Source organism: Levilinea saccharolytica (genome assembly GCF_001306035.1).
GTDB lineage: Bacteria > Chloroflexota > Anaerolineae > Anaerolineales > Anaerolineaceae > Levilinea > Levilinea saccharolytica.
This window is the reverse complement of the sequence record NZ_LGCM01000048.1, coordinates 1-22,258: the sequence shown is the minus strand read 5'-3', so window position 1 is coordinate 22,258 and position 22,258 is coordinate 1. Positions and strand designations below refer to the sequence as shown.

The 22,258-nt window shown below is 56.0% G+C and carries 20 protein-coding genes and 1 tRNA gene; 18 read left to right on the top strand and 3 right to left on the bottom strand.

Annotation, left to right across the window (positions count from 1 at the left end; genetic code table 11):
* Positions 1–8: 8 nt before the first annotated feature.
* From ADN01_RS14535 to ADN01_RS14460, 16 genes are all read left to right on the top strand, one after another.
* Positions 9–1,025 (top strand): Gfo/Idh/MocA family protein, encoded by a 1,017-nt coding sequence (locus ADN01_RS14535; protein WP_062418396.1) that lies wholly within the window; start codon positions 9–11, stop codon positions 1,023–1,025.
* On the top strand, positions 1,019–1,525 hold the full coding sequence (locus ADN01_RS20240) for an acyltransferase (RefSeq protein WP_062418395.1): 507 nt from the start codon (positions 1,019–1,021) through the stop codon (positions 1,523–1,525). The genes ADN01_RS14535 and ADN01_RS20240 overlap by 7 nt, the downstream gene beginning before the upstream one ends.
* Before the next feature lie 17 nt (positions 1,526–1,542).
* The gene (locus ADN01_RS14525; protein WP_062418394.1) at positions 1,543–3,417 is read left to right on the top strand and encodes a polysaccharide biosynthesis tyrosine autokinase; all 1,875 of its coding nucleotides are present in this window, start codon (positions 1,543–1,545) and stop codon (positions 3,415–3,417) included.
* On the top strand, positions 3,414–4,535 hold the full coding sequence (locus ADN01_RS14520) for a DegT/DnrJ/EryC1/StrS family aminotransferase (RefSeq protein ID WP_062418393.1): 1,122 nt from the start codon (positions 3,414–3,416) through the stop codon (positions 4,533–4,535). Before ADN01_RS14525 ends, ADN01_RS14520 begins: the two co-directional genes overlap by 4 nt.
* 13 nt (positions 4,536–4,548) lie before the next feature.
* On the top strand, positions 4,549–6,147 hold the full coding sequence (gene murJ, locus ADN01_RS14515; RefSeq protein ID WP_062418392.1) for a murein biosynthesis integral membrane protein MurJ: 1,599 nt from the start codon (positions 4,549–4,551) through the stop codon (positions 6,145–6,147).
* A 141-nt stretch (positions 6,148–6,288) separates the two neighbouring features.
* Positions 6,289–7,410, top strand: a complete 1,122-nt coding sequence (locus tag ADN01_RS14510) for a glycosyltransferase family 4 protein (protein WP_160318436.1) — start codon at positions 6,289–6,291, stop codon at positions 7,408–7,410.
* A 12-nt stretch (positions 7,411–7,422) separates the two neighbouring features.
* Positions 7,423–8,934, top strand: coding sequence for an O-antigen ligase family protein (locus ADN01_RS14505; protein ID WP_062418390.1), 1,512 nt, complete (start codon positions 7,423–7,425; stop codon positions 8,932–8,934).
* Positions 8,935–8,945: 11 nt separating this feature from the next.
* The gene (locus ADN01_RS14500) at positions 8,946–9,947 is read left to right on the top strand and encodes a glycosyltransferase (protein WP_161542521.1); all 1,002 of its coding nucleotides are present in this window, start codon (positions 8,946–8,948) and stop codon (positions 9,945–9,947) included.
* 1 nt (position 9,948) lies between these two features.
* Complete coding sequence (locus ADN01_RS14495; protein ID WP_062418388.1) at positions 9,949–11,121, top strand: glycosyltransferase; 1,173 nt, start codon at positions 9,949–9,951, stop codon at positions 11,119–11,121.
* Between the two features lie 20 nt (positions 11,122–11,141).
* Positions 11,142–12,329: a glycosyltransferase family 4 protein gene (locus tag ADN01_RS14490; RefSeq protein WP_161542520.1), complete on the top strand. Its 1,188-nt coding sequence runs from the start codon at positions 11,142–11,144 to the stop codon at positions 12,327–12,329.
* A 66-nt stretch (positions 12,330–12,395) separates the two neighbouring features.
* Positions 12,396–13,187 carry a class I SAM-dependent methyltransferase gene (locus ADN01_RS14485; RefSeq protein WP_062418386.1) on the top strand — a complete coding sequence of 264 codons (792 nt, stop codon included), beginning with the start codon at positions 12,396–12,398 and terminating at the stop codon, positions 13,185–13,187.
* A gap of 21 nt (positions 13,188–13,208) precedes the next feature.
* On the top strand, positions 13,209–14,114 hold the full coding sequence (locus ADN01_RS14480; protein ID WP_062418385.1) for a methyltransferase domain-containing protein: 906 nt from the start codon (positions 13,209–13,211) through the stop codon (positions 14,112–14,114).
* 11 nt (positions 14,115–14,125) lie between these two features.
* Positions 14,126–15,229: a lipid II:glycine glycyltransferase FemX gene (locus ADN01_RS14475; protein ID WP_062418384.1), complete on the top strand. Its 1,104-nt coding sequence runs from the start codon at positions 14,126–14,128 to the stop codon at positions 15,227–15,229.
* A complete protein-coding gene (locus ADN01_RS14470; RefSeq protein WP_062418383.1) occupies positions 15,226–16,464 on the top strand; it encodes a carboxylate--amine ligase in 1,239 nt (412 codons plus the stop codon). Before ADN01_RS14475 ends, ADN01_RS14470 begins: the two co-directional genes overlap by 4 nt.
* A 16-nt stretch (positions 16,465–16,480) precedes the next feature.
* On the top strand, positions 16,481–17,773 hold the full coding sequence (locus ADN01_RS14465; protein WP_062418382.1) for a polysaccharide deacetylase family protein: 1,293 nt from the start codon (positions 16,481–16,483) through the stop codon (positions 17,771–17,773).
* 239 nt (positions 17,774–18,012) lie between these two features.
* The gene (locus tag ADN01_RS14460; RefSeq protein WP_062418381.1) at positions 18,013–18,711 is read left to right on the top strand and encodes a lysophospholipid acyltransferase family protein; all 699 of its coding nucleotides are present in this window, start codon (positions 18,013–18,015) and stop codon (positions 18,709–18,711) included.
* Between the two features lie 51 nt (positions 18,712–18,762).
* On the opposite strand, the gene ADN01_RS14455 is transcribed toward ADN01_RS14460, so the two are convergent.
* From ADN01_RS14455 to ADN01_RS14445, 3 genes are all read right to left on the bottom strand, one after another.
* Entirely contained in the window at positions 18,763–19,260 is a 498-nt protein-coding gene (locus ADN01_RS14455; RefSeq protein ID WP_075071226.1) for a hypothetical protein, read from the bottom strand.
* A 121-nt stretch (positions 19,261–19,381) separates the two neighbouring features.
* A tRNA-Gln gene (locus ADN01_RS14450) sits at positions 19,382–19,452 on the bottom strand.
* Between the two features lie 121 nt (positions 19,453–19,573).
* A complete protein-coding gene (locus ADN01_RS14445) occupies positions 19,574–19,762 on the bottom strand; it encodes a ferredoxin (RefSeq protein WP_062418379.1) in 189 nt (62 codons plus the stop codon).
* Positions 19,763–19,940: 178 nt separating this feature from the next.
* Here ADN01_RS14445 and yqeC point away from each other — a divergent pair, with 178 nt between their 5' ends.
* Together yqeC and ADN01_RS14430 are read left to right on the top strand one after the other, a co-directional pair.
* Positions 19,941–21,296: a selenium cofactor biosynthesis protein YqeC gene (yqeC, locus tag ADN01_RS18855; protein WP_062418378.1), complete on the top strand. Its 1,356-nt coding sequence runs from the start codon at positions 19,941–19,943 to the stop codon at positions 21,294–21,296.
* A gap of 171 nt (positions 21,297–21,467) precedes the next feature.
* Positions 21,468–22,109, top strand: a complete 642-nt coding sequence (locus ADN01_RS14430) for a 50S ribosomal protein L25 (RefSeq protein ID WP_160318434.1) — start codon at positions 21,468–21,470, stop codon at positions 22,107–22,109.
* The last annotated feature ends 149 nt before the right edge of the window (positions 22,110–22,258 follow it).

The window sequence follows — 22,258 nt, the reverse complement described above, 5'->3', positions numbered from 1 at the left end:
AGGGAAAAATGGACGTAACACAGATCGGTGTGATTGGCTGTGGCTATTGGGGTCCCAATTTGCTCAGGAACTTTATGGAAATCCCGTCCTCAAATGTCAAGATGGTCGCCGACATTAAACAGGACCGCCTTGATTTTGTCCATAAAAGTTATCCGGGCGTGCAAACCACTGCGGATTATCACGACTTGTTCTCTCAAGGTCTCGACGCTGTGGTCATCGCTACACCCCCTGAAACCCATTTTGCTATCGCCAAGGAGTGCTTTGAAAACGGCCTGCATGTTCTGGTCGAAAAGCCCATGACTCGCACCAGCCGCGAAGCCGAAGAACTGATGCAGATTGCCAAAAAGCATCAAAAAATCCTCATGGTGGGCCACACTTTTGAATACAACAGCGCCGTCCACGCCCTGAAGACCATGATCAAAAGCGGGGATATCGGCGATGTGTATTACATCGATACTGCTCGCCTCAATTTGGGTCTCTTCCGCCCCGAGCTGAATGTCATGTGGGACCTGGCTCCCCACGACGTCTCCATCCTCATGTACATTCTGGATATGGTGCCCATCTCGGTTTCTGCTTACGGCATCAAGTGCATTTTCCAGAACCTGTACGACGTGGTCTACATGAATCTGCTCTTCCCCAACGGCCTGGTCGCCCACATTCACACCAGCTGGATTGACCCCTGCAAGGTTCGCCGCGTCACCGTGGTCGGCAGCAAGAAAATGGTGGTTTACAACGACATCGAAGCCAACGAAAAAATCCGCATCTACGATAAAGGTGTTGATGTCCATCCTTACCCCAATACCTACGCGGATTTTCAATGCTCCTACCGTTATGGTGACCTCATCATTCCGAACATCCGCCTTACCGAACCGCTTCGACAGGAATGTACCCACTTCCTGGAATGCGTCCGCGAAGGGAACGACCCCTGGACCAGCGGCGAAGACGGCCTTCGCGTGATCAAGATATTGGAAGCCGCGGAGCGATCTCTGATGAACGGCGCCCACCAGGAGACGATTGTATGGTAGCCCCCGAATTTTCACGCATCAGCGCCGACGTTCAGTTGGGGCAGAACGTGCGAATTTACGCCTTCGTCAACCTCTACGGCTGCAGAATCGGCGATGAAAGCCGCATTGGCACCTTTGTGGAGATTCAAAAAGGGGTCGTCATTGGAAAACGCGTGAAAGTTTCCAGCCACACCTTCATCTGTGAAGGCGTCACCGTCGAAGATAACGTCTTCATCGGCCACGGGGTCATGTTTATTAATGACAAATACCCCCGCGCCACCACCGAGGACGGCTCACCCCAAACGGAACAAGATTGGGTCTGCATTCCCACCACCATTCGTCAAGGCGCCTCCATCGGCAGCAACGCCACCATCCTGTGCGGCGTCACCGTCGGTGAAGGCGCCGTCATTGGCGCAGGCAGCGTGGTCACCAAAGACGTCCCCCCCTGGACGGTTGCCGCTGGTGTTCCCGCTCGCGTTTTGCGAAAAATTCCTCGGCCGGTTGTCGATTCACAGCCGTAATCTAGGAAGGATACCTCATGGAACTGCGCGGCTACCTCAACATTCTCACCCGACGCTTGTGGGTTGTGCTGGTCGTGTTTGTCATCACTACTGTCACGGCTTACTTTGTCAGCACCCTCATCCCGCCCACCTATCAGGCCAATGTCAGCTTGCGGGTCAAAACGCCTCTCAGCGGTAACCTCAGCTATGTACAGTATGAAACCTACTATGCCAACCGCCTGATGAACACCTACGCGCGCATTTCCACCAGTGAAAAAGTCCTGGATGAGCTCAAAGCCCAGCTAGGCGTCAGCAAGCTTCTCGATGTTGAAGTGCTGATCGTCCCGGATTCTGAGCTCATCCAAATCACGGTCAAAGATCAGGATCCGGCGTTGGCCGCGAAAGCCGCCAATTTGCTGGCCGAGATCATCGTTTCCACCAACACCCGCACTCAGGTCAACGAATCTGCCGCCGCAAACAACCTCACCATCCTGACCGACCGCCTGGCAGATTACAAAAGCGAGATCGCTCAGGCCAATACCGATTACGAAACCCTGTTGGAAGAATCCACCAAAATTTCTGCCCAAATCGCAGTCCTCGATCGTTCTATTAAGATGAAAGAGGATGCCTACCAAACTCTGAAGCAGCAATTTGACCAAGCGTCTATCAACGAAATCACGGGACTGCTCGCCTATCAAAAAGATCAGGCTCGGCAAACCAAAGAATTGCTTTCTGCGGAAATTTCGACCCTTGAAACTGAGCTTGCCGACCTCAGCGCGCAGTATCAGGAATGGATGCCGAAATCGGTAGAAACCGCTGAACGGCTTTCCATCACCCGACAAACCATCCAAACCAAAGAGCAGGCATACAACAACCTCCTGGCAGAATACGATGCAGCCCGAACCTCCAGCGCCCTGCTGCAGAATTCGCAGGATTTGTTGGTCGTGAACCCTGCCGTTACCCCCACCGAACCCACAGGCCCCGGTAAATTGCTGGTCTTGGCCCTCGGCGCTGCTATCGGCCTGCTGGTCGGCATCATCCTGGCATTTCTGGTGGAATCTCTAGACACCCGCATTCAAACCGTAGAGCAGGTCCAGAATCTCTGCGGCTGTCGAATGATTGGCCAAATCCCTGCCCTTCGGACTGCGGACAAATCAGACCCCTTGGCCAGCAGCGACACCGCTGTGCAGAAAGCCTTCTGGACTCTCCGCGGGCACCTGGTCACCGACGCCCGTTCAAGAAATATCAAAACCATCCTGTTCACCAGCGCCAGCACCGGCGAAGGCAAGTCCACCACCGTTTTTGCCACCGCTACCAGCCTGGCCAAACTCAAACAGAAAATACTTGTAATCGATTCCGATGTGCGCTTGCCCAAACAGCATGATTTGTTCAAAAGCCCCCTCTACCCGGGTTTGGTCAACCTCCTCTCGGAAGAAGCCAATCTGGATCACGTCATACAGAAAGATGCGCGCCCAGGAATGGATTTTATTCCCGCCGGCCTGCTCCAGTCCGATCCATTGGATGTTTTTCAAGACCCAAATCTTGAGCGCATCTTAATTCAGCTCAAAAAACGTTACGACTTCATCCTAATCGACACGCCTTCGCTGGCGGTAGCCGAAACCAGCATCCTGGCCCAGTTGGCCGACGGCGTGGTCATCCTCGCTAAACTCGGTGAAACCACTTCCCCCGCCTTACGCACGTCTTTTACTCAGCTGGAGAACGTGGACGCCAAAATCATCGGCAGCATCGCCACTTACGTCCCCGTAGATCGCGCTCATGGTTATTACCACAAGAAACCATCCCGTCGCCTTCTGGTGCATTGGCCCACCCTTCCGGCGTGGCTGAATGTTGGCAAGCTTAAAAAACTCATAATCAAAAAGCCCAATCACGTAGAAAGGAGTTCCGAACCATGAAAGTCCCATTCGTTGATCTTTCAGCCAACTATCATTCCATTCAGGAAGACGTAGATGCAGCCGTGCACCGTGTGCTGAATAAATGCGACTACATTTTGGGACAGGCGGTCAAGGATTTGGAAGATAACTTCGCCGCATACTGTGAAGCCCCTTATGCCGTCGGCTTGGATTCGGGATATTCAGCTCTGGAATTGATCCTCCGCGCAACGGATATCGGCCCCGGCGATGAAGTTATCACCGCTGCCAACACCTTCATGGCTACCGCCTTGGCCATTTGGAGCTGTGGCGCGCGCCCCGTGTTGGTAGATGCCGACCCGGCCACCTACACTCTTAACCCGGCCTTGCTGGAAGCCGCCATCACCCCCGCCACGCGCGCGGTCATCCCTGTTCACCTCTTTGGCCAGCCTGCAGATATGGATCCCATTCTGGAAATTGCTCGCCGCCACAACCTTTTGGTCGTCGAAGATGCCTGCCAGGCTCACGGCGCGCGTTACAAAGGCAAGCGCACCGGTAGCCTGGGGGATGCCGCCGCATTCAGCTTCTATCCGGCTAAAAATCTCGGCGCATACGGGGATGGTGGCATGGCCGTCACCCGCCGCGCCGACCTGGCAGAAAAAATTATCTGGCTGCGGAACGTGGGCCAATCGGCCAAGAACCTTCACACCCTGAAAGGCTTTAACCACCGTCTGGATACCCTGCAAGCCTCGATCCTGCTGGTGAAGCTCCCCCACCTGGATCAATGGAACGCTGCCCGCCGCCAGAGCGCCGCCCTGTACAATCAGTTATTAGCTGGCGCAGCCGTGGTCACACCCCAAACTGCCCCTCAGGTGGAACACGTCTTCCACTTGTACGTCGTGCGCGTTCACCACCGCGAGGCCCTCATTCAGGTGCTGAACGAAGCTGGAATTGGAACTGGGATTCACTATCCCACCCCCATCCACATGCAGCCCGCTTTCCAGGATTTAGGATACCCCGTCGGCAGCTTCCCGGTCTCTGAAAGCTATGCCAGTCAGATATTGTCGCTTCCTATGTACCCCGAAATCAGCCCTGAAGCGGTTGCCTATGTGTGCGACACGATCAAGGCCTTCGTGAAGAACGGCCCCGCTTCCAGCACATAGCAGCCGGTATCTGATGATGAAAAACCAGGGCAGCGCAGTATCCAAATCCGTGCTAAAAGTGATGCTAGGCGGCTCCGTCTCGCTGGCAGCCAATCTGCTCAGCCAGGTGGTTATTGCCGCCTACTTTGGCGCGGGCGCAGAAATGGATGCATTCCTGACTGCCCTGGTTATCCCAGCTTACCTGCTGTTCGTTTTGGTGAACGGCCTCTCTTTTGTGGTAGTCCCCGCTTTCATTCATGAAGATGCCGCCGGCCGCAGTGAAGATGCCTGGGGGCTGGTGGGCACCTTTTTCTGGGTCACCACCCTGGGGCTGGGCGGGCTGGCCTTTTTGGTGGCGGTCTTTGCTGACCCCATCCTCTCCATTACTGCTCCTAGCCTGCCTCCCGAAAAAATGCACACAGCGGCACAGATCCTTTCCATCACCATCTTCACCCTCCCTTTGGGTGGTCTTCGCCTCCTGGCTGAGGGCGTCCAAAATGCCCGCAACCGCTTCTTCTGGCCAGCCGCCGCCACAGCCGCTGGCTCGCTGGGGAACGTCGCTGTTCTGCTCCTCTTCTACCCATCCTTAGGAAGCCTGGCTTTGGCCTGGGGCAACCTCCTCTCCGCAGCGCTGACGGCAGCCGTCCCCCTTCTGCCTGTCCTCAAGCACCGCTGGAAGAAAATCATCCCCCTTAGCGATGCCCGCGTTCGCGAGCTGTTTCAGCTCATGCTTCCTCTGGTGCTTTTTGGCCTGGTCATCCAAAGCTGGCAGGTCATCGAACGCTTTTTCGCCTCCTGGCTTCCCGACGGCGACCTATCCTACATCGGGTACGCCTCCAAATTATCTTCCCTGCTGGTTGCCATCCTGGCCTCCGGCATCGCCTCGGCCATCCTACCAGCCATGTCGCGCGCCCTCGCCTCTCAGGGTGAAACTGGGCTAACCCGTCAAATTGAGTTTGGCTTCCACCTCACCCTGGCCACCGCCCTGCCCGCCGTGGCTTATCTCAGCGCCGCCGCCACGCCGCTCCTTTCTCTCTTATTTGAGCGAGGCGAATTTACCCGCGCTGTCACCCTTTCCGTCTCGCGGGTGGTCTGGTTGGTTCTCTTAGGGGACGTGCTTTTTCGCATGTTGAACAATATCAACAGCCGCGCATTCTATTCCGTCAAAGACACGCGCACATTTTCCATCGTCAACTCGTTCATGATCCTGCCCTACGCTTTCTTGGCCTGGTTCCTTTCCCGGAACCTGGGCTACATCGGCTTGGCGATGGCCTTTCCCCTTCAGGCTGCTGGCACCTTCATCATCACCTTTCTCCTGGTAACACGCCGGTTCCCCGAGCTCCAGGTAAAAGCGGTTGCCCGTCAATTTGGTATTTACGCCGGCCTGGCGGTCGTGGTTTACCTGGCGGTGTACCTGTTCACTAACGCCTTCTCCGCCGTGCTGCATCCGATTTTCGTGCTCTTGATCACCGCCGCGTTTTCGGGTCTGCTTTACCTCGGAACGGTTTTGCTGTTGGATCCCATCATCACCCAGGCCTTTCTGGACTTGCTGCTTCCGCGAATTCGCGAAAAAAGGCGAAAAAATGCACCGCCGGCTCCCCAACCCGTCAATGCGCCTTCACCTAAACCTTAACCGTACCCAAATGACTTTGAACAGAGGCTATGTTTAATGATGACACCAGAGTCTGCAGTAAACGTCAATTCACCCTTGCGTTTCGCTTTGATCAAGCCCGGGAACTGCATCCGCGAAGCCCGGCTAAGCCTCCACTTGCCTGTGGAAGGATATCTTTATGACAGCGGCGAATCGGTGACCGGCGCAGCCATCAAAGCCAGCCAGGCCGCGGGCGCTCGGCTGCATGTCATCAGCCGTGCCTTGCAGAACGCCGAAGAAACCATCGCCGGCATGCGTTTTATCGAAATTTTGGCCTTTGCCCCCTCCATAAGTCTGCTGGCCCAGCGCTTTTTGAAGTTTTGGGCTGAACTGCGCATCCTGCCGCGTCTGTCCGCCTTCCAACCGCACCTCATGGTTTGTATCGGCCCGGGTTACCTGTTGTTGATTCCGTGGCTATACGCAATTATTTCAGGATCCACTTTCGTTCCCCTCATGGTCGACTCGTTTTCTATCACCTATAAGAAAGGCTTTGCCGCCCGCCTACACCATGCCATCACCCGCCTGGTTTTGCGCAGCGCCAAAACCCAACGCATTCTCTCTTACTCTCACTACATCAAGTCCGAAATTGAGCAAGAAGGCATTTCAAAGGAGAAAACCCTGGTCTTCTCGCAGGTCTATGAGGATCGCTTCTTCTGCCCACCTTCGGAATCCGAACCCAGCCGCACTGTCTCCTCACCGAAAATTTTGTTTGTGGGCCGGCTCGACCTTCAGCAAAAGGGTCTTGATTTTCTCATCGAGATTGCCCGCTCGGTGGTTTCCGCACATCCCGAAGTTGTCTTTGAAATTATCGGTGAAGGCTCCGACCGCCAGGCCCTGGAAGATCTGATTTCCCAAAACCACCTGCAAGCCAATTTCCAAATTCTGGGCTACCGCCCCCAGGATCAGCTTCTCACCCACATGCAGGCCGCCCACCTGATGGTTATCCCCTCTCGCCATGAGGGTCTGGCCAAAGTGGGCCTCGAAGCCGTATTCGCCAGCCTGCCCCTGGTAGCCTTTGACTGCGGCGGGGTGCGTGATTATTTGCGCGACCAGCACAACGGCTTTCTCATCCCTCGTTTTGATACGGTCCTCTTCGCTCGGCGCGTGAATGATTTACTCGAGGATGCATCCCTTCGCCAAACCATGCAGCAGAACGCCTGGCAGGTGGCCAATGAATTCCGCCAACCGCAGTACCCCCTGGCCGATGCCTTTCTCGATCTACTCACCCAACAAACCGGTTCATAAGGATAGATTCTTGTGCGCGCCCCGGTGAAAGTCCCCGCCATCCCTCCCGCTCCAACCCCAGTTAAACCCACCTGGGGTCTGCGGCGCGCGCTCACCTGGAATTTTAAGACCATCTTCCTGCTCAGTCTGGCAGCGGGGTTAGCCGCAGGCACCGCATCTGCCCTCCTGGGATATATCTCCATGGATTATGCCGTTTATTCGGTTGGCATGGTAGGTCTCGCCGCGCTGATCGCCATCACCGGTCAGGCCGAACGCGTTCTCCTGGCTATCATCCTGTTAGACGTACCTTTTGCCCTGGATTTCAACCCCCTCTACGATCCATTTTTCGCCAGTGTGGGTGCCATCACCGGCTACAACATTTCCCTCACCACCCTCTGTCTGCCGGTGCTGTACCTCATTTGGCTGATGAAGTCCGCTTCCAAAGCCAACTCAGCACCTGCCTTGCCCCTTTTTCCCAAATCTGCCTTATGGCTTCCCATTCTGTGGATCGTGTTCAACCTCCTCTCCATCCTGGCCGCCGAATCGCCTATGATGAGCGTCTACTCGCTCTTCCTGCTCATCCAATCTCTGCTCCTTTACATCTACCTCGTCGCGAATATCAAAACATCCGCTGATCTCAACTACATCCTCTTCTTCCTCTTTCTGGGCATCACCCTGGAAAGTCTGCTCATGATTGGCTTGCGAATCTACGGCCAAAGCTTCTCATTTGCGGGCTTTAACGCCCGTGTGGATCCTGACCTGCGGGTCGGCGGCACCTTAGGTGGGCCAAACACCGCCTCCACCTACCTCAGTATGCTCCTGCCGCTTTGCTCCAGTTATTTCCTTCTCGTCCGCCAGCATAAGCCCATCCTGATCACGCTCTCCCTGACCGGCTTCGTCTTTGGCGTGGTTGCTCTTTTCCTCACCCTTTCCCGCGGGGGTTGGGTGTCTTTCGCCATCGCCATGTTCCTATTCTTGTTCATCATTTTGTATTTCCGGCGGGTTTCTGCAAAAATTTTGCTCTTGGGCATGTTTATCCTGGCTTTGCTCCTGCTGTTTCAAGACCTCATCACCAGCCGCATCACCGGTTTCGATGCTGGCTCTGCTGAAACGCGCCTGTACCTGATGGATATTGCCTTTCGCATGATCCGTGATCACCCTATCTTAGGAGTCGGTCTCAACAATTACGCCCTGGTCATGCTCTCGTACTATGCCAATTACAACCGCTCGGTGTATCTCACCGTGGTACACAATGACTTCGTACGCGTCTGGGCGGAGATCGGACCAGGCGGTCTGCTCACCTTCATCGCCTTTCACATCTACCTCATCCAGCGAGGGTGGGCTGCCTGGCGCCACAAAGACGTCTTGTTCGGCGCGGTTGCTCTTGGCCTCATGGTTGCCCTCATCGGCCACACCGCCCATATGCTGGTTGAAAGTTTCCACGGACGCGTTTTGATGGAATTGTATTGGCTCATCGCTGGAATCATCACTGCAGTCAGTTACCAAAACCGCACCCACCTGGATTCATCGGAGGCAGCCCCATGATTTCCGTCATCATGATATGTCGCAACCAAAGTTGGAATATTGCTCGTCTGATCGAATCAGTTCTCCAAGAGACGGCCGGCTTTCCCAACACGCAAATCACCCTGCTGGATTCCCTCTCCACCGATTCCACCGTGGAAATTGCCAGACGGTACCCCATTAACATCCTGCGTTTTCTCCCTGGTGCTCGACTCACACCCAATATTGGCCGCTACATCGGTCACTCCGTCAGCCAGGGGGATTATTTATTGTTCCTGGATGGTGATATGCAGCTCTCTCGTGGTTGGGTGGAGCAAGCCCTGGCCGTCTTCGCTGCCCAACCGCAGGTCGCCGTCATCACTGGCGCCACGGTGGACGTCCCCAAAAATTCGGATACCGTCGTGGAAGATGAATCTTTGCTGCCCACCGACCCCGCCCAAATCCCTCTTCCCTTCATCGGTGGCGCCGGCATGTACCGCCGAGCTGTTTTAGACAAAATCGGCACCTTTAACCCCTGGCTGAAAAGCGAAGGCGAGCCCGAGCTTTGCATCCGTATTCGTCAAAAAGGTTACCAGGTCATCATGCTGGATCGTCCAATGGTGTACCACTTCAGCGATCCCACCGACAAAATTTCCACCATGATCGGGCGCTGGCGCCGCCGTCTATACATGGGTTTCGGACAAAATTTACGGAACAAGCTTGGTACAGAATACTTTTGGCCGTATTTTTGGGAACGCGGCTACGGCTGCGCCCCCTTGCTGGTGCTTGCCCTCGGCGCAGCCACCTTCGCCACATCACTCATCACCCGCCAGGCAGGCTGGTTTCTAGCCTGGCTGGGGCTTGTAATCCTTGTGCTCATCGCCGACGCTCTCCGCAAGAAAAGCCTCTACCGCATGGTCTACAGCCTGGTGCAGCGCACCCTTGTCACGGCGGGGACCGTACGCGGTTTCTTTATCACTCCTCAGAGGCCAGAGGACTTTCCCATGCAGTACGAAGTCATCCAACAAGCCTCGCCCACGGCGGACAAAGACAGTTAGCATGCAGCCCATCACCGTACTTCACCTCATCAACGGTTTCGCCGATGCCAGCATCGAGCGCATTATCTTAAACTTTGTCACCCACCTGGGCACACAGGAATACCATTGGCACGTTTTGGGCCTCACCGGCGGCACGCTGCTGCCAGAGTTTAAAAAAGCCGGGGCGGTCGCCGTGGACCTTTCCTTGCCCGAAAATGCCGTCTTGTCTCCCACTGCCTTCATTCGCCGCTACCTCCAGCAGCACCCCGCAGATATCCTCCATACCCACACCATCAAATCCATCCTACTGGGGGCGCGCGCCTGTGCCGGCCAAAAAGAACCTCCCTTCCACATCGCCACCAAACATATTTTGACCCGCCCCTCTGAAAGACGTCACGGCCTCTTCTATGCCGCCGCAGATCGGCTGGCGCTCTACCTGCCCAACCATCTGGTTGCGGTCAGCGACTTTATGCGTGCGCAGATTCTGGCCCTCCCCGGTATTCAAGAGACCAAAGTCACTACCATCCGCAACGCCATCCGCACTCAGGATTACTTCTGCCCCCATGTGCGTGCCGACTGCCGCGCCGCCTGGGGTATCGCTCCCACAACCCTGGCCGTCGGTTTCATGGGCCGCATCGTGCAGGCCAAACGCTTGGATATCCTGCTCACCAGCTTTGCCGCCTTCCATCAAGCCCACCCCGATTCTGTTCTGATTCTGGCGGGCGATGGCGATCAGCGTCCCACGCTGCAAGCCCTGGCCCAATCCCTGCAAATCGCCAATTCCGTCCTCTGGTTGGGCTTTATCCAGGATATCCCCCGCATGCTCGCCGGTCTGGATATATTCGTTCAGCCTTCTGTAAACGAAGGCCTCTCCCTCAGCCTGCTCGAAGCCCTGGCTGCCGGAAAAACCGTCATCGCCACCGATGTTGGCGGCACAGCCGAAGTCCTCGATCAGAATCGCAACGGACTTCTCATCCCTGCCGGGTCGCCCCAGGCCCTTACCGCCGCCCTGATCCAAATGGCCGACCAGCCTGATCAAGCCGCTGGTTTTGCTCACAGTGGGCGCGCTTATGTCGAACAACACTTCAACTTGCAGCAGATGCTCAGCAGCTACGACCGGCTCTATCGCGCCGCAGCCTCTCCAAGCGGCTCATCCCAACCTGCCGCCCAATTTCCGCCCAGGACAACCCGATGATCTCACCCTTCAAAGTCCTCATGATCTCCCACCTCCGCCGGTCGCGCACCTACGCCCGCTCGTTGATTATGGCCAAGAACCTGGTGAAGCGCGGCCACAAAGTCACCCTTCTGTCCACCGCCGAAGAGCGCAAAACGGGCATGTCCGTGGATAGTGAAGACGGCGTGCGCATGATCGAATCGCCGGATTTGTTCACCGGAAAAATGCGCACGGGCTGGGATCTCTGGAACCTGTTCAATCGCCTGCGCTTTATGGACCGCGACTCCGGCCAGTACGACATTGTCCACACCTTTGAAACCCGCCCCGTGTCCATCTACCCCGCCTTGCGGCAGCTTCGCCGCCGCCCAGCCCTCTTTCTCACCGATTGGAATGACTGGTGGGGCCGCGGCGGCATCATCTCAGAGAACCGCCCGCGTTGGTACCGCTGGCTCTTTGAGGGCCTGGAAACCCATTACGAAGAAGCCTTTCGCTGCCGCGCGGACGGGCTCACCGTCATCTCCACCGCCCTAAAACAGCGCGCCGTGCAGCTCGGCATGCCCCCCGACCGCATACGGGTTATCTCCGGCGGAGCCACCCCCCAGGATTATCCCTGCTGGCCGGTTCAAGAGTGCCGTCAACGCGTTGGGGTGACCTCCTCATCACTCATCGTAGGCTTTTCCAGCATCGTTGCCCATTACGAATTGGAGATGATCATCAAAGTGATCGCCGAGATCAAGAAAACCCTCCCCGATGCCAAACTCATGATCACGGGTAAGCCCGGCACCCTGGTTCAAGGCTTGGCCCAGGAGTACGGCGTTTCCGAAAACGTCTTCCTCACTGGTTATGTTTCTTTTGAAGACCTGCCCGTTTATCTGGGCTGTGCCGATCTATTTATCCTGCCCTTCCCCGACAAAGTCTATAACGTAGGTCGCTGGCCCAACAAAATCGGTGATTACCTCTGTGCTGGCCGCCCCATCGTGGCGAACCCCGTGGGAGATGTCAAAACCTTGCTGGAAGAACACTCCATCGGCAGCCTGGCCGCCTGGGATCCAGCGGATTTTGCGGCCAAAATTCTGCAAATCTATCAAAACCCAGACCTTGCCGCCCAAATGGGTCAGGCAGCGCGCAAGCTGGCGGAAGAAAAACTGGATTGGCAGCTGCTCACGGAGCAGTTGGAGGATTTTTACCTCCAGCTCTGGCTGTCCAAACAAACCCAAACCCTGCCTTAACCTCGGCACGAAGATCGTGCGGTCTTAAGATAGGAATGACACCTTTTTAATGACAGGAGATGACCTATGAAAACAGCGGTTGCAATTGAAGAAAAACGTCTCGAAGGCATGACCGGTATCGAGGATTATCCCTGGTTCAAAGAGCGCCACCGTGTGTTCCCAGCCGTGTTCGAAGACCGCCAACACAAGCGTGTCATGGACATCTCAGCCGGAATGGGCTGCGCGGCTCAGCGCATCCGCGATCTTTATCCCGCGAACATTATCTGCAACGACATCACCCCCACCTGCGTGAATGCGCTGCGCAAAATCGGCCTGGAGACGGTCTCATTTGACCTGGATGACGACACCCAACCCTATCCTTTCCCCGACGCATCCTTTGACGCTATCGTCTCCCTGGTCACGATCGAGCATCTCATACATGTAGATTACTTCATCCAACAAATATACCGCTTGCTGGAGCCTAACGGTTACCTGTACATCTCCACCCCCAACTACGCCGCCCCAGAGTACGTCGGCAGGGTGCTGTTCACCGGTCAAAGTTACCACGATCCCCTGGGTGATCCCGACACGCGTTATGAGTTTTATGCTCACGTGCGCTATTTCACCTATAAAACCCTGCTGTCCTTCGTGGCCTCCTTTGGCTTTACCCCCATTGCCGCGTACATCGCCAAACCAGCCGGCAGCGCCCGTTTCCGCGAACTGTCGCAGAAGAACCGCCTCGCCGCGCTGGGCATCCAATCCGTGATGAGCCTCTATTACAACATTTTCCCACCCACCTATGCCTCTGAACCCATCATTTGCTTCCGCAAAGGGCCAGCGCCCGCTGGGCGAGAAAAATTCCGAAAAGTTGTCCTCTAACGCTTCCCCTAAGGAGATCTTATGGGCCTGCCGCTTGAAGTGGATCCTAACAAAAAAGAGTATGCGATCTACGAAAACATTGAATATCAGGACTACTGGAAAGGCCAGCAGAAAATCAAGCTGGACGAACTGGAACATGCCCTGGTCACCCGCCTCTTGCCCGCCCGCGGGCAGCGCATCTTAGACATCGGCTGCGGGTATGCGCGCCTGGCCCCCTGCTACATAGACCGCTTTGAACAGGTCGTCCTTCTAGACGGCTCAGTTTCGCTGCTGAAACAGGCGCAGGAGCACACCCAAAACCGCGCCGTCTATGTGGCTGCGGATGCTATGAAGCTCCCATTTATGCCCGCAGCGTTCGATGCCGTCCTTCTCATCCGCGTGCTCCACCATCTCAGCGATGTGGACGCCAGCTTCGCCGAATTCAACCGCGTGCAGCAGGACAACAGTCTGTTCTTGTTCACTTATAACAACAAGCTCAGCCCCATGATCATTTGGAAATGGCTCACCGGCCGTGTGAAATTCTGCCCCTTCGATACCGCCCCCTCGGTTGCCAATATCCATTTGCTCGCCCATCATCCCCAATTCATCCGCCGCTCGCTGCGCAAGGCCAACTTCAAATACCACACCGAATTAGGCGCAGGCGTGATGGATAAGCTCGCCAATTACACTGGCCGGTTTTGGCGCCTGGTACCTATGGGCCTCTTTTGGGCACCCTTCTTTGGCTGGACCCACCTGGCCCCCTGGATGTTCTGCAGCGCACACAAAAACCCCACCGCCGGTTCTTCACCCTCCCCGGCGGTCTCATCCGCGATCTTTGCCTGCCCGCAGTGTCACTCCTCCCTCGATGAGGCTGATCAGAGCCTCGTTTGTCCGAGCTGTCAACGTGCGTACCCAATCGTGGACGGGATCTATGATTTCCGCTTGTGAGGTCTAGGCTTATGCCCGCAGCGTCTCTCCAAATCCGGCAGTCGCTCCCCCAGGGCCTGTGGCAGGATTTTGTCTTGCAGCATCCGCAGGGCAATATCTTTCACACCCCGCAGATGTTTCAGGTGTACGCTGCTGCCAAAAACCACACCCCGCGTCTGTGGGCCGCGCAGCAGGACGCCCAGATTCTGGCCTTATTCCTCCCCGTGGAGCTGAGTCTGTATCCAGGTCCCGCGCGCCACTTCACCACCCGCGCCGTCGTTTACGGCAGCGCCCTGTGCCAGCCCGATCCCCAGGGGTACGCCGCCCTGGATGAACTTCTGCGCCATTATCGTAGAAACGCGTCCCCGGCCGTCCTCTACACCGAATTGCGCAACTTACGCCAGCAAACCGGCCAACGCTCCGTTCTGGAGTCCAACGGTTTTATGTATGAAGATCATCTCGACTATCTCGTAGATCTAAACCGTCCGCCGGAGGAGATCTTCAGCCAGATTGGCAAACGTACCCAAAAAAACCTGCGCCAGGAAATGAAGAAGAACCGCGTCAGCATAGAGGAATTACACAGGCGCGATCAAATTCCCGAATGGTATCGGGTGTTAAAACTGACCTACCAGGCTCGCAGTGTTCCCCTGGCCGATATCTCCCTGTTCTACGCCGCCTTCGACATTCTCGCCCCCCTGAAGATGGTTCGGTTTACTCAGGCCCTTGTGAATCACACCGTTGCGGCCGTGTCCGTTGAATTACTGTACAAAGACAGGGTCTTTGGCTGGTACGGCGGTACCCAGCGCGAATTCAGCGCCTACATTCCCAATGAAATTCTCACCTGGAACATCCTGAAATGGGGGGCAGAAAACGGCTACGCTCTCTACGACTTCGGCGGTGCAGGCAAACCCGGTGAACCCTACGGCGTGCGCGATTTCAAAGCCAAGTTTGGCGGCCAACTGGTGGATTTTGGGCGCTACGTGTACAAGAACCATCCTGTGCGCCTGGCCCTCAGTCAGACCGCCTACGAATTTCTTCGCCGCTGGCTCTATTCAGCCCGCCCTGGCTCGAGCGCGCCGCACCCCCCGCAGTCATCCTCACCGCAAAGTTCCGCCCATGAAAAGGAGGCCGCATGAATCCGCAGCAGCCGGTTCTCATTACCCCTGTCGACGAACACATGGGGTTAGATATCGCCCGCTCCTTAGGCCGCAAAGGCGTCACTGTGTATGGGATGGACGCCAACGCCAAATCTCCGGGCTGTTATTCCAAATATATCCATTTTGTCCCCGGAGCCGATCCAGAAGTCGAAGATGAGCACCTCTTTGTCCAATCCCTGATTCAATTTGGTCAGCAGCAATCTGCTCGTACCGTTCTTTATCCGCTCAGCGACCGTCATGCCCTGGTCGCTTCCCAATACCGCAGCGATCTGCAGCCTTATTTCGATTTCGTCATGCCCGATCATCAAACCATGGAGGACTTTGCCACCAAAGATGGTCTGCTGCGCTTGGCGCGCCAGTTTAATGTCCCCGCCCCGGCCTCTTATTTTATTGAAAATCTGGAGCATCTGCACAGCCTATGCCGTCAGCTTCAGTTCCCAGCCATCCTCAAGCCCACAGAAAGCACCTACTGGCACACCGAAGCCATCACACGCCTGCTCCGCCGCGGCTTTTTTGCTGGGCGCGCCAAAGTGATCTACTGCCCGGATGAAAAATCCCTGATTGAAGCCTACCAGACCATCGCCGCTCACGATGACCGCATGATCGTCCAGGAGGTCATCCCCGGAGAGGACGAGGCTTTGGTCTATCTCGCCGTGTACTTCAACCGTCAATCACAGCCCCTCGGCTACATCGCTGGACGCAAGCACCGCATCATCCCCACCGGATTTGGTTCCGCCAGTTATGTCCGCACCATTCACGATCCCGAACTGATTGACCTGGGAATTTCTTTTCTGCAGAAGGCGCGTTATCAAGGTCACGGCGGCATAGAATTTAAGAAAGACCCGCGCGATGGCCTCTATAAGCTCATCGAGGTGAATACCCGCTTTGGCATGTGGGACGGCCTGAGCGTGCTCTGCGGTGTGGATCTCCCCTATCTGTCCTACTGCGACGCCACCGGGCAGCCCGTTCCTCCCCGTTTCGAATACCAGGACGGCCTCATCTGGATTGACTGGCAGCGTGATCTGCGCGCCGCCTGGGATTACCGCAAGCAGCACAAGCTGACCGCTGCGGCCTGGCTGCGTTCCATCCGCGGCAAGAAAATGTCCGCCATCTACGACCGCGATGATTGGCGCCCGGGCTTTCGCTTCACGCTGGGTTTGGCGCAAAAAGCCTTTGATCGTCTCAATACAAATTCCCGCTCAACGCGGCATTAACCCCTGTGAGGCTCTCATGGATTGGAAAAAGTGGTATGCCAAACGCGGCGGCGGTTTCGTCCTCAAACGCGGCCTGCATTTGCTTCAAAGGTACGGCCTGACCCCTGGGCTTGCCCAAAGAAGGATCGAGGAAAGTGTCCGCCTCATGCAGCGCTACGGCTGTGCGCCCTCCTATCCCACTCCCGGCCAGGTGGTGGACCGCTACCCGCGGTTTATCCAAAAACTCCAATCCCTGGGGGCCGAAATCTGCGTGCACAGCTACCACCACATTGATCTGCGCACCTGCCCCCTGGAAACAGCTTTGGATGAGTTGGACGCCGCCCTGAAAGCTTTCGAACGCCACGGCATCCAATCCAGCGGCTTTCGCTGCCCCTATCTCAGCTGGCGGCCGGAATTGCTCGCTGCTCTGCCGCCGCAGTGGTTTGAATATTCCAGCAACCAGGCTGTCTCTCTCGCGCCGTTCTTACCGACCATATCCGAGCAGGACAGCGGCGTCTTCAATACCATAAACCAGTTTTACGCACCGGCTTCTGCCGATACCATGATGTCTATTCCCTATCGGCTCGAGAATCTAATCGAAATCCCCCTCTTTGTCCCTGACGATCTCCAATTGCAGGACGGCCTAAAATTCAGTCAAGAGCAGATCGCCCAATTTTGGGTGGAAACCCTCCAGCGCACCCACCGCAGCGGCGAGCTTTTCACCCTGCTCACACACCCTGAACTGGCGGATCAATTTGCGCCCGCATTGGAGAATCTATTGCAGTCCGTCTCCAATCTCACCCCCAAAGTCTGGCTGGCCCGCCTGTGTGACATCAGCGCTTGGTGGCGAGAAAAAGACGGATTCTCCGCGCAAATTACCGCCGCCCCCCAGGGCAACATCACTATTTCGTTTCAGGCTTCCCCCCGCGCTGCCGTCCTCATCCGCGGCATCCCCACAATCCATGCCCGCCCCTGGTACGGGCCCGATCACCTGCTGGAATCTCGCAGCCTTACCCTGCCCGCCTCAATCGAAAAACGTCCCTGGCTTGGGGTTCACCCCGATTTTTCCCCAGAGGCGCTTCGCTGGCTGCACGAGCGCGGTTTCATCACCGAGAACTCCCTCGACCCCAACGCCTATGTCTACTACCTCGCGCCGCAGGCTTCCGTTACCGCCCCTGAGTTGGAATCCATTGCCGCTGAGATTGAGGCTTCTGGTTCACCCCTGATTCGCTTTAGCCTTTGGCCCGACCAGGCCAGAAGCGCTTTTGCCGTCACCGGTGATCTGGATGCGCTGTCTTTGATGGATTACGCCGCGCGCCTTGTTTCCTGAACCAGCTTTCCCTCCAAGATTACAGAAATGCAAATGTCCCCAGCAGCGTAACTTCTGTTGGGGATTCGGGGTTTTATCAGTCATACTGGCACTGTGACTTGTCCCCCCTGGGCACAAAAATCTATGCCCCATTTCACCCCACAGTATGCCTGAGCGCAGGTACGTGCAAAAGATAAAACCGATATAGTTGCTGTGTGGTAGATCAAAAAACCGAATCAACCCATAGAGTTAGGATGACGATGATAACTTCCAAATTACTGTATTTAGCCTCTCGCCCCGTGGTGGGAACCTATGCAGGCACCATGCTGAAGATGGATGTTCGCCGGCACGAAGTTTTCCCCACAGGCGCGAAGATAATCGCTGCCAATCATCCCACCACCACCGACCCCTTTTTTGTGGCTGCCATGGTTCGTCAGCAGGCCTATATCTTAATCAATGAGCTATTATTTCAGGTTCCTATCTTAGGGGAATATCTTCGCCGGTCAGGCCACATTCCCGTTCAGGCTGGCAACGGCCCAGCCGCTCTGGATGCTGCCCTGGAGCATCTCAAGCTGGGCCACACCATCATCATTTTTCCTGAAGGCGACCTCAGCCCAGAGCAAGGCGGGTTCCAAAAAGCCCGCACCGGTGTCGCCCGTCTGGCGGTGATGAGTGGAGCTCCCGTTGTGCCCGTCGGTATCCATCTGCAGCGCGAACGGATTCATACCATCAAGTCCACCGTACGCGGCCGTGTGGAGTATGGACGCTGGTATTTGCGCGGCGCTTACAATGTCACTTGCGGCAAGCCGCTTTTCTTCGGCGGCGATGTGGAAAACCGCCCCTATGTGCGCAGTGTGGCAGACAACGTCATGCACCACATCATTGAATTGGCCCATGAGAGCGAGACCCGCTTCACCCGCTTCCCCACCCCACTCACCAGCCTGCCACAGACTCCCTGATCTTCTCAACAAATGCCATTCGGGCGTTGGTGCAGTCAGCCAACGCCCGTTTTAATAATCTACCCACTCGGGGTGAAGTGACGTGCGCCTCGATGGCGTTCGAACCAAAAAAAGAAAAAAGCTCCCTGGAGAGGAGCTTTTTAGGCTGGGGGTGAAGTGACGTGCGCCTCGATGGCGTTCGAACCGACAATTCGAGCCAATAAAAAAAAGCTCCCTAGAGAGGAGCTTTTTAGGCTGGGGGTGAAGGACGTGCGCCTCGATGGCGTTCGAACCGACAATTCGAGCCAATAAAAAAAGCTCCCTAGAGAGGAGCTTTTTAGGCTGGGGGTGAAGGACGTGCGCCTCGATGGCGTTCGAACCGACAATTCGAGCCAATAAAAAAAGCTCCCTAGAGAGGAGCTTTTTAGGCTGGGGGTGAAGGACGTGCGCCTCGATGGCGTTCGAACCGACAATTCGAGCCAATAAAAAAAGCTCCCTAGAGAGGAGCTTTTTAGGCTGGGGGTGAAGGACGTGCGCCTCGATGGCGTTCGAACCGACAATTCGAGCCAATAAAAAAAGCTCCCTAGAGAGGAGCTTTTTAGGCTGGGGGTGAAGTGACGTGCGCCTCGATGGCGTTCGAACCGACAATTCGAGCCAATAAAAAAAGCTCCCTAGAGAGGAGCTTTTTAGGCTGGGGGTGAAGGATTCGAACCTCCACAAACAGATCCAGAGTCTGCTGTCCTGCCGTTAGACGAACCCCCAACAACGACAAAATTTTACCACCCAGCGCCCGATCTGTCCAGACCTGGCAGCCATTCAACTTGCAGAAAGCAAAATCGCCCCAGATCACCCAGGGCGATTCAACCTTAAAAACTTCAAGCAGTTACTTAATCGAAATGGCCTCTTCGGGGCATTCTTCAACCGCCTGGCGAACGTCCGCTTCCAATTCAACCGGGACGATGTCCACCAGCACTTTTGCAATCCCATCCTCACCCAATTCAAAAACCAGAGGCGCGATGGTCTCACACACGCCGCAACCCATGCAGATATCGGGGTCTACAAAGACTTTCATTTTATTCTCCTTCTATGGCATGTCGTTTACTGGCACTTACGCGCTAGAGACGCCCAATCCCAGTGTGAATACAACTGCTCGCATTATCATTATAGCTGTGATTGATTGAATCCGACAAATGAAAAACGCATGGAATCAATGGTATATTAGTCATATCTTTTAGACCCAGGTCATCCAATTGCCCAATCTCCTCACCGCCTTGAATTTCACTCGCGAAACCTGCGCCGCAATCGTCGGCGCAGGGGGCAAAACAACCCTGCTGTTTTCCCTCGCTCGCTCCTTTTCGCCTCCCGTTTGGCTAGCCACCACAGCTCATCTCTCCCAAGAACAGTGCAGTTGGTCCGACAGGCACGTCATCGTCACCGACCCTGCCCAGAACCTTGACGCTGGTGAATTTTCAAGCCGTCTCACCCTGTTTTCCGGCCCTCTCACCCAGAGCGAGCGCGTCGCGAGCGTCCCCGAAAGCTTCCTGTTGCGCTTGGCTGAATCTGCCGCACAAAATCACATTCCCCTGCTCATCGAAGCTGACGGAGCGCGCACACGCCTGCTTAAAGCTCCTAAAGAGCACGAGCCCCCCATTCCAAATTTCGTCAACGCCGTCATCGTCGTTGCCAACCTGAAGGCTCTTGGGAAACCCTTATCCGAAGAATCTGTCTACAACCCCACGGGCTTCTCCCAGATCACCCACCTACCGGAAAATGCCCCCATCGCCTCTGAGCACATCGCCGATGCCTTCCTCCACCCTTTTGGCGGCCTGAAGAATATCCCCGCCCACATCACCCCTCAGGCCGTCCTGACGCATGCCGTAATACCCTCCCAACAGAACGCCGGCCGCAGCATCGCCCGCCAACTGCTCCCCACCTATCAGGCCGTCCACCTCTCCCACCTTCAGCCGTCGCCCATCCTCCCTTGCGGCCGCACGGAAGTCATCGAATCCTGGAAGCCCACCGCTGGCATCATCCTGGCCGCGGGTGCAGCCTCCCGCTTCGGTGCGCCCAAGCTGCTGCAAACGTGGCAAGGCAAACCCATCCTGCATCATGTCATCGAGACCGCCCTCCAAGCCGGGCTCAGTCCCCTTCTCCTTGTGGTGGGCGCTAATGCCCATCAAATTCAACAGGCTGCGTGCGCTTACCCGGTGCAAATTGTCTCCAATCCCGATTGGGCTTCCGGGCAGGCAACCTCCATCCGCGCCGCAGTTCAGGCCCTGCCCGCCCATGTCTCTGCCGCTGTCTTTCTGCTGGGCGACCAGCCGCGCACTCCTGTCGAATTGATTGATCTGCTTCTCCTGGAACAGGCCGCCTCACCCCATCCCATCCTGCTTCCCGAAGCTCAAGGCCGCCCAGGTAATCCCACCCTCTTTGACCGCTCTACATTTGCCGCCCTGATGGCCCTCACAGGTGATTCTGGCGGCCGCCAATTATTTACCCACTTCCCACCCCGCAAAATTCCCTGGCCTGACCCTCAGGTATTTCAAGATATCGACACACCGGATGACTATGCGCAGTTAATCGCCGGTTCTTCCAGTGAAATTTGACCGCCGGCCGTTGACGTTCTCCCCCTTTCAGGATAAAATCAACCCTTGTGCTGACCTCCTGCCGGTTCAGGCTCAGCCGCTCAACCCAAACCACCCGGCTTTGCCGGAATTTTCTCACGAGAGCGAAGGTAACCTCAATGCGAGGTGAGAGGCGCTCGAAGGATGGATGAAATGGAAAAAGCAGTTATCAAAGCCACCCGCCGCACCGTGACGGGCAAAAAAGTGGGCGCTATGCGCCGCGAAGGTAAGCTCCCTGGCGTGATCTACGGCCATCATCTGGAACCCATCGCCATCACCATGGATCAACGCGAAGCCAGCCGCACCCTCGCCACGCTGACCTCGTCCTCCCTGGTCAACATTGAGCTGGACGGTCAGATGCACGCCGCCCTGGTTCGCGAAAAGCAGAAAAACTATATCCGCGGCACTCTTCTGCATGTGGATTTCCTGGCTGTGTCCCTCACCGAAAAAATCCGCGCCTCCGTCGCCATTGAAATTCACGGCGTCGCCCCCGCGGTTAAAGACTACAACGGTGTGGTCATCAACGGCCTCGAGTCGATCGAGGTGGAAAGCTTGCCCCAGGATCTGCCCGAACGTGTCGTTGTGGATATCTCCGAGCTCAAGAATATCGGCGACGGGATTTATGTCCGCGATCTCAAATTGGCCTCCAATGTGATCGTGCACACCGACAAGGACGAAATGATCGTCGTTGTGACTGGCGGTACTACCGAAGAAACGATCGTTGAAGGCGAAGCCACCATGGCCGAACCCGAAGTGATCGAAAAAGGCAAGAAAGAAGAAGAAGTCGAAGACTAATCTCTTGGTTTTCAAGCAGACAGGGGCTGTCCAAAAAGTAACAATGGGCAGCCCCTTCCCAAAATAAAGCAAGCGTGATTCAATAGGGGGATGAAAAGAAGACCAACAGCGCCCGTATTCAAACCCTACGTGATGCACCAAGCCTCATT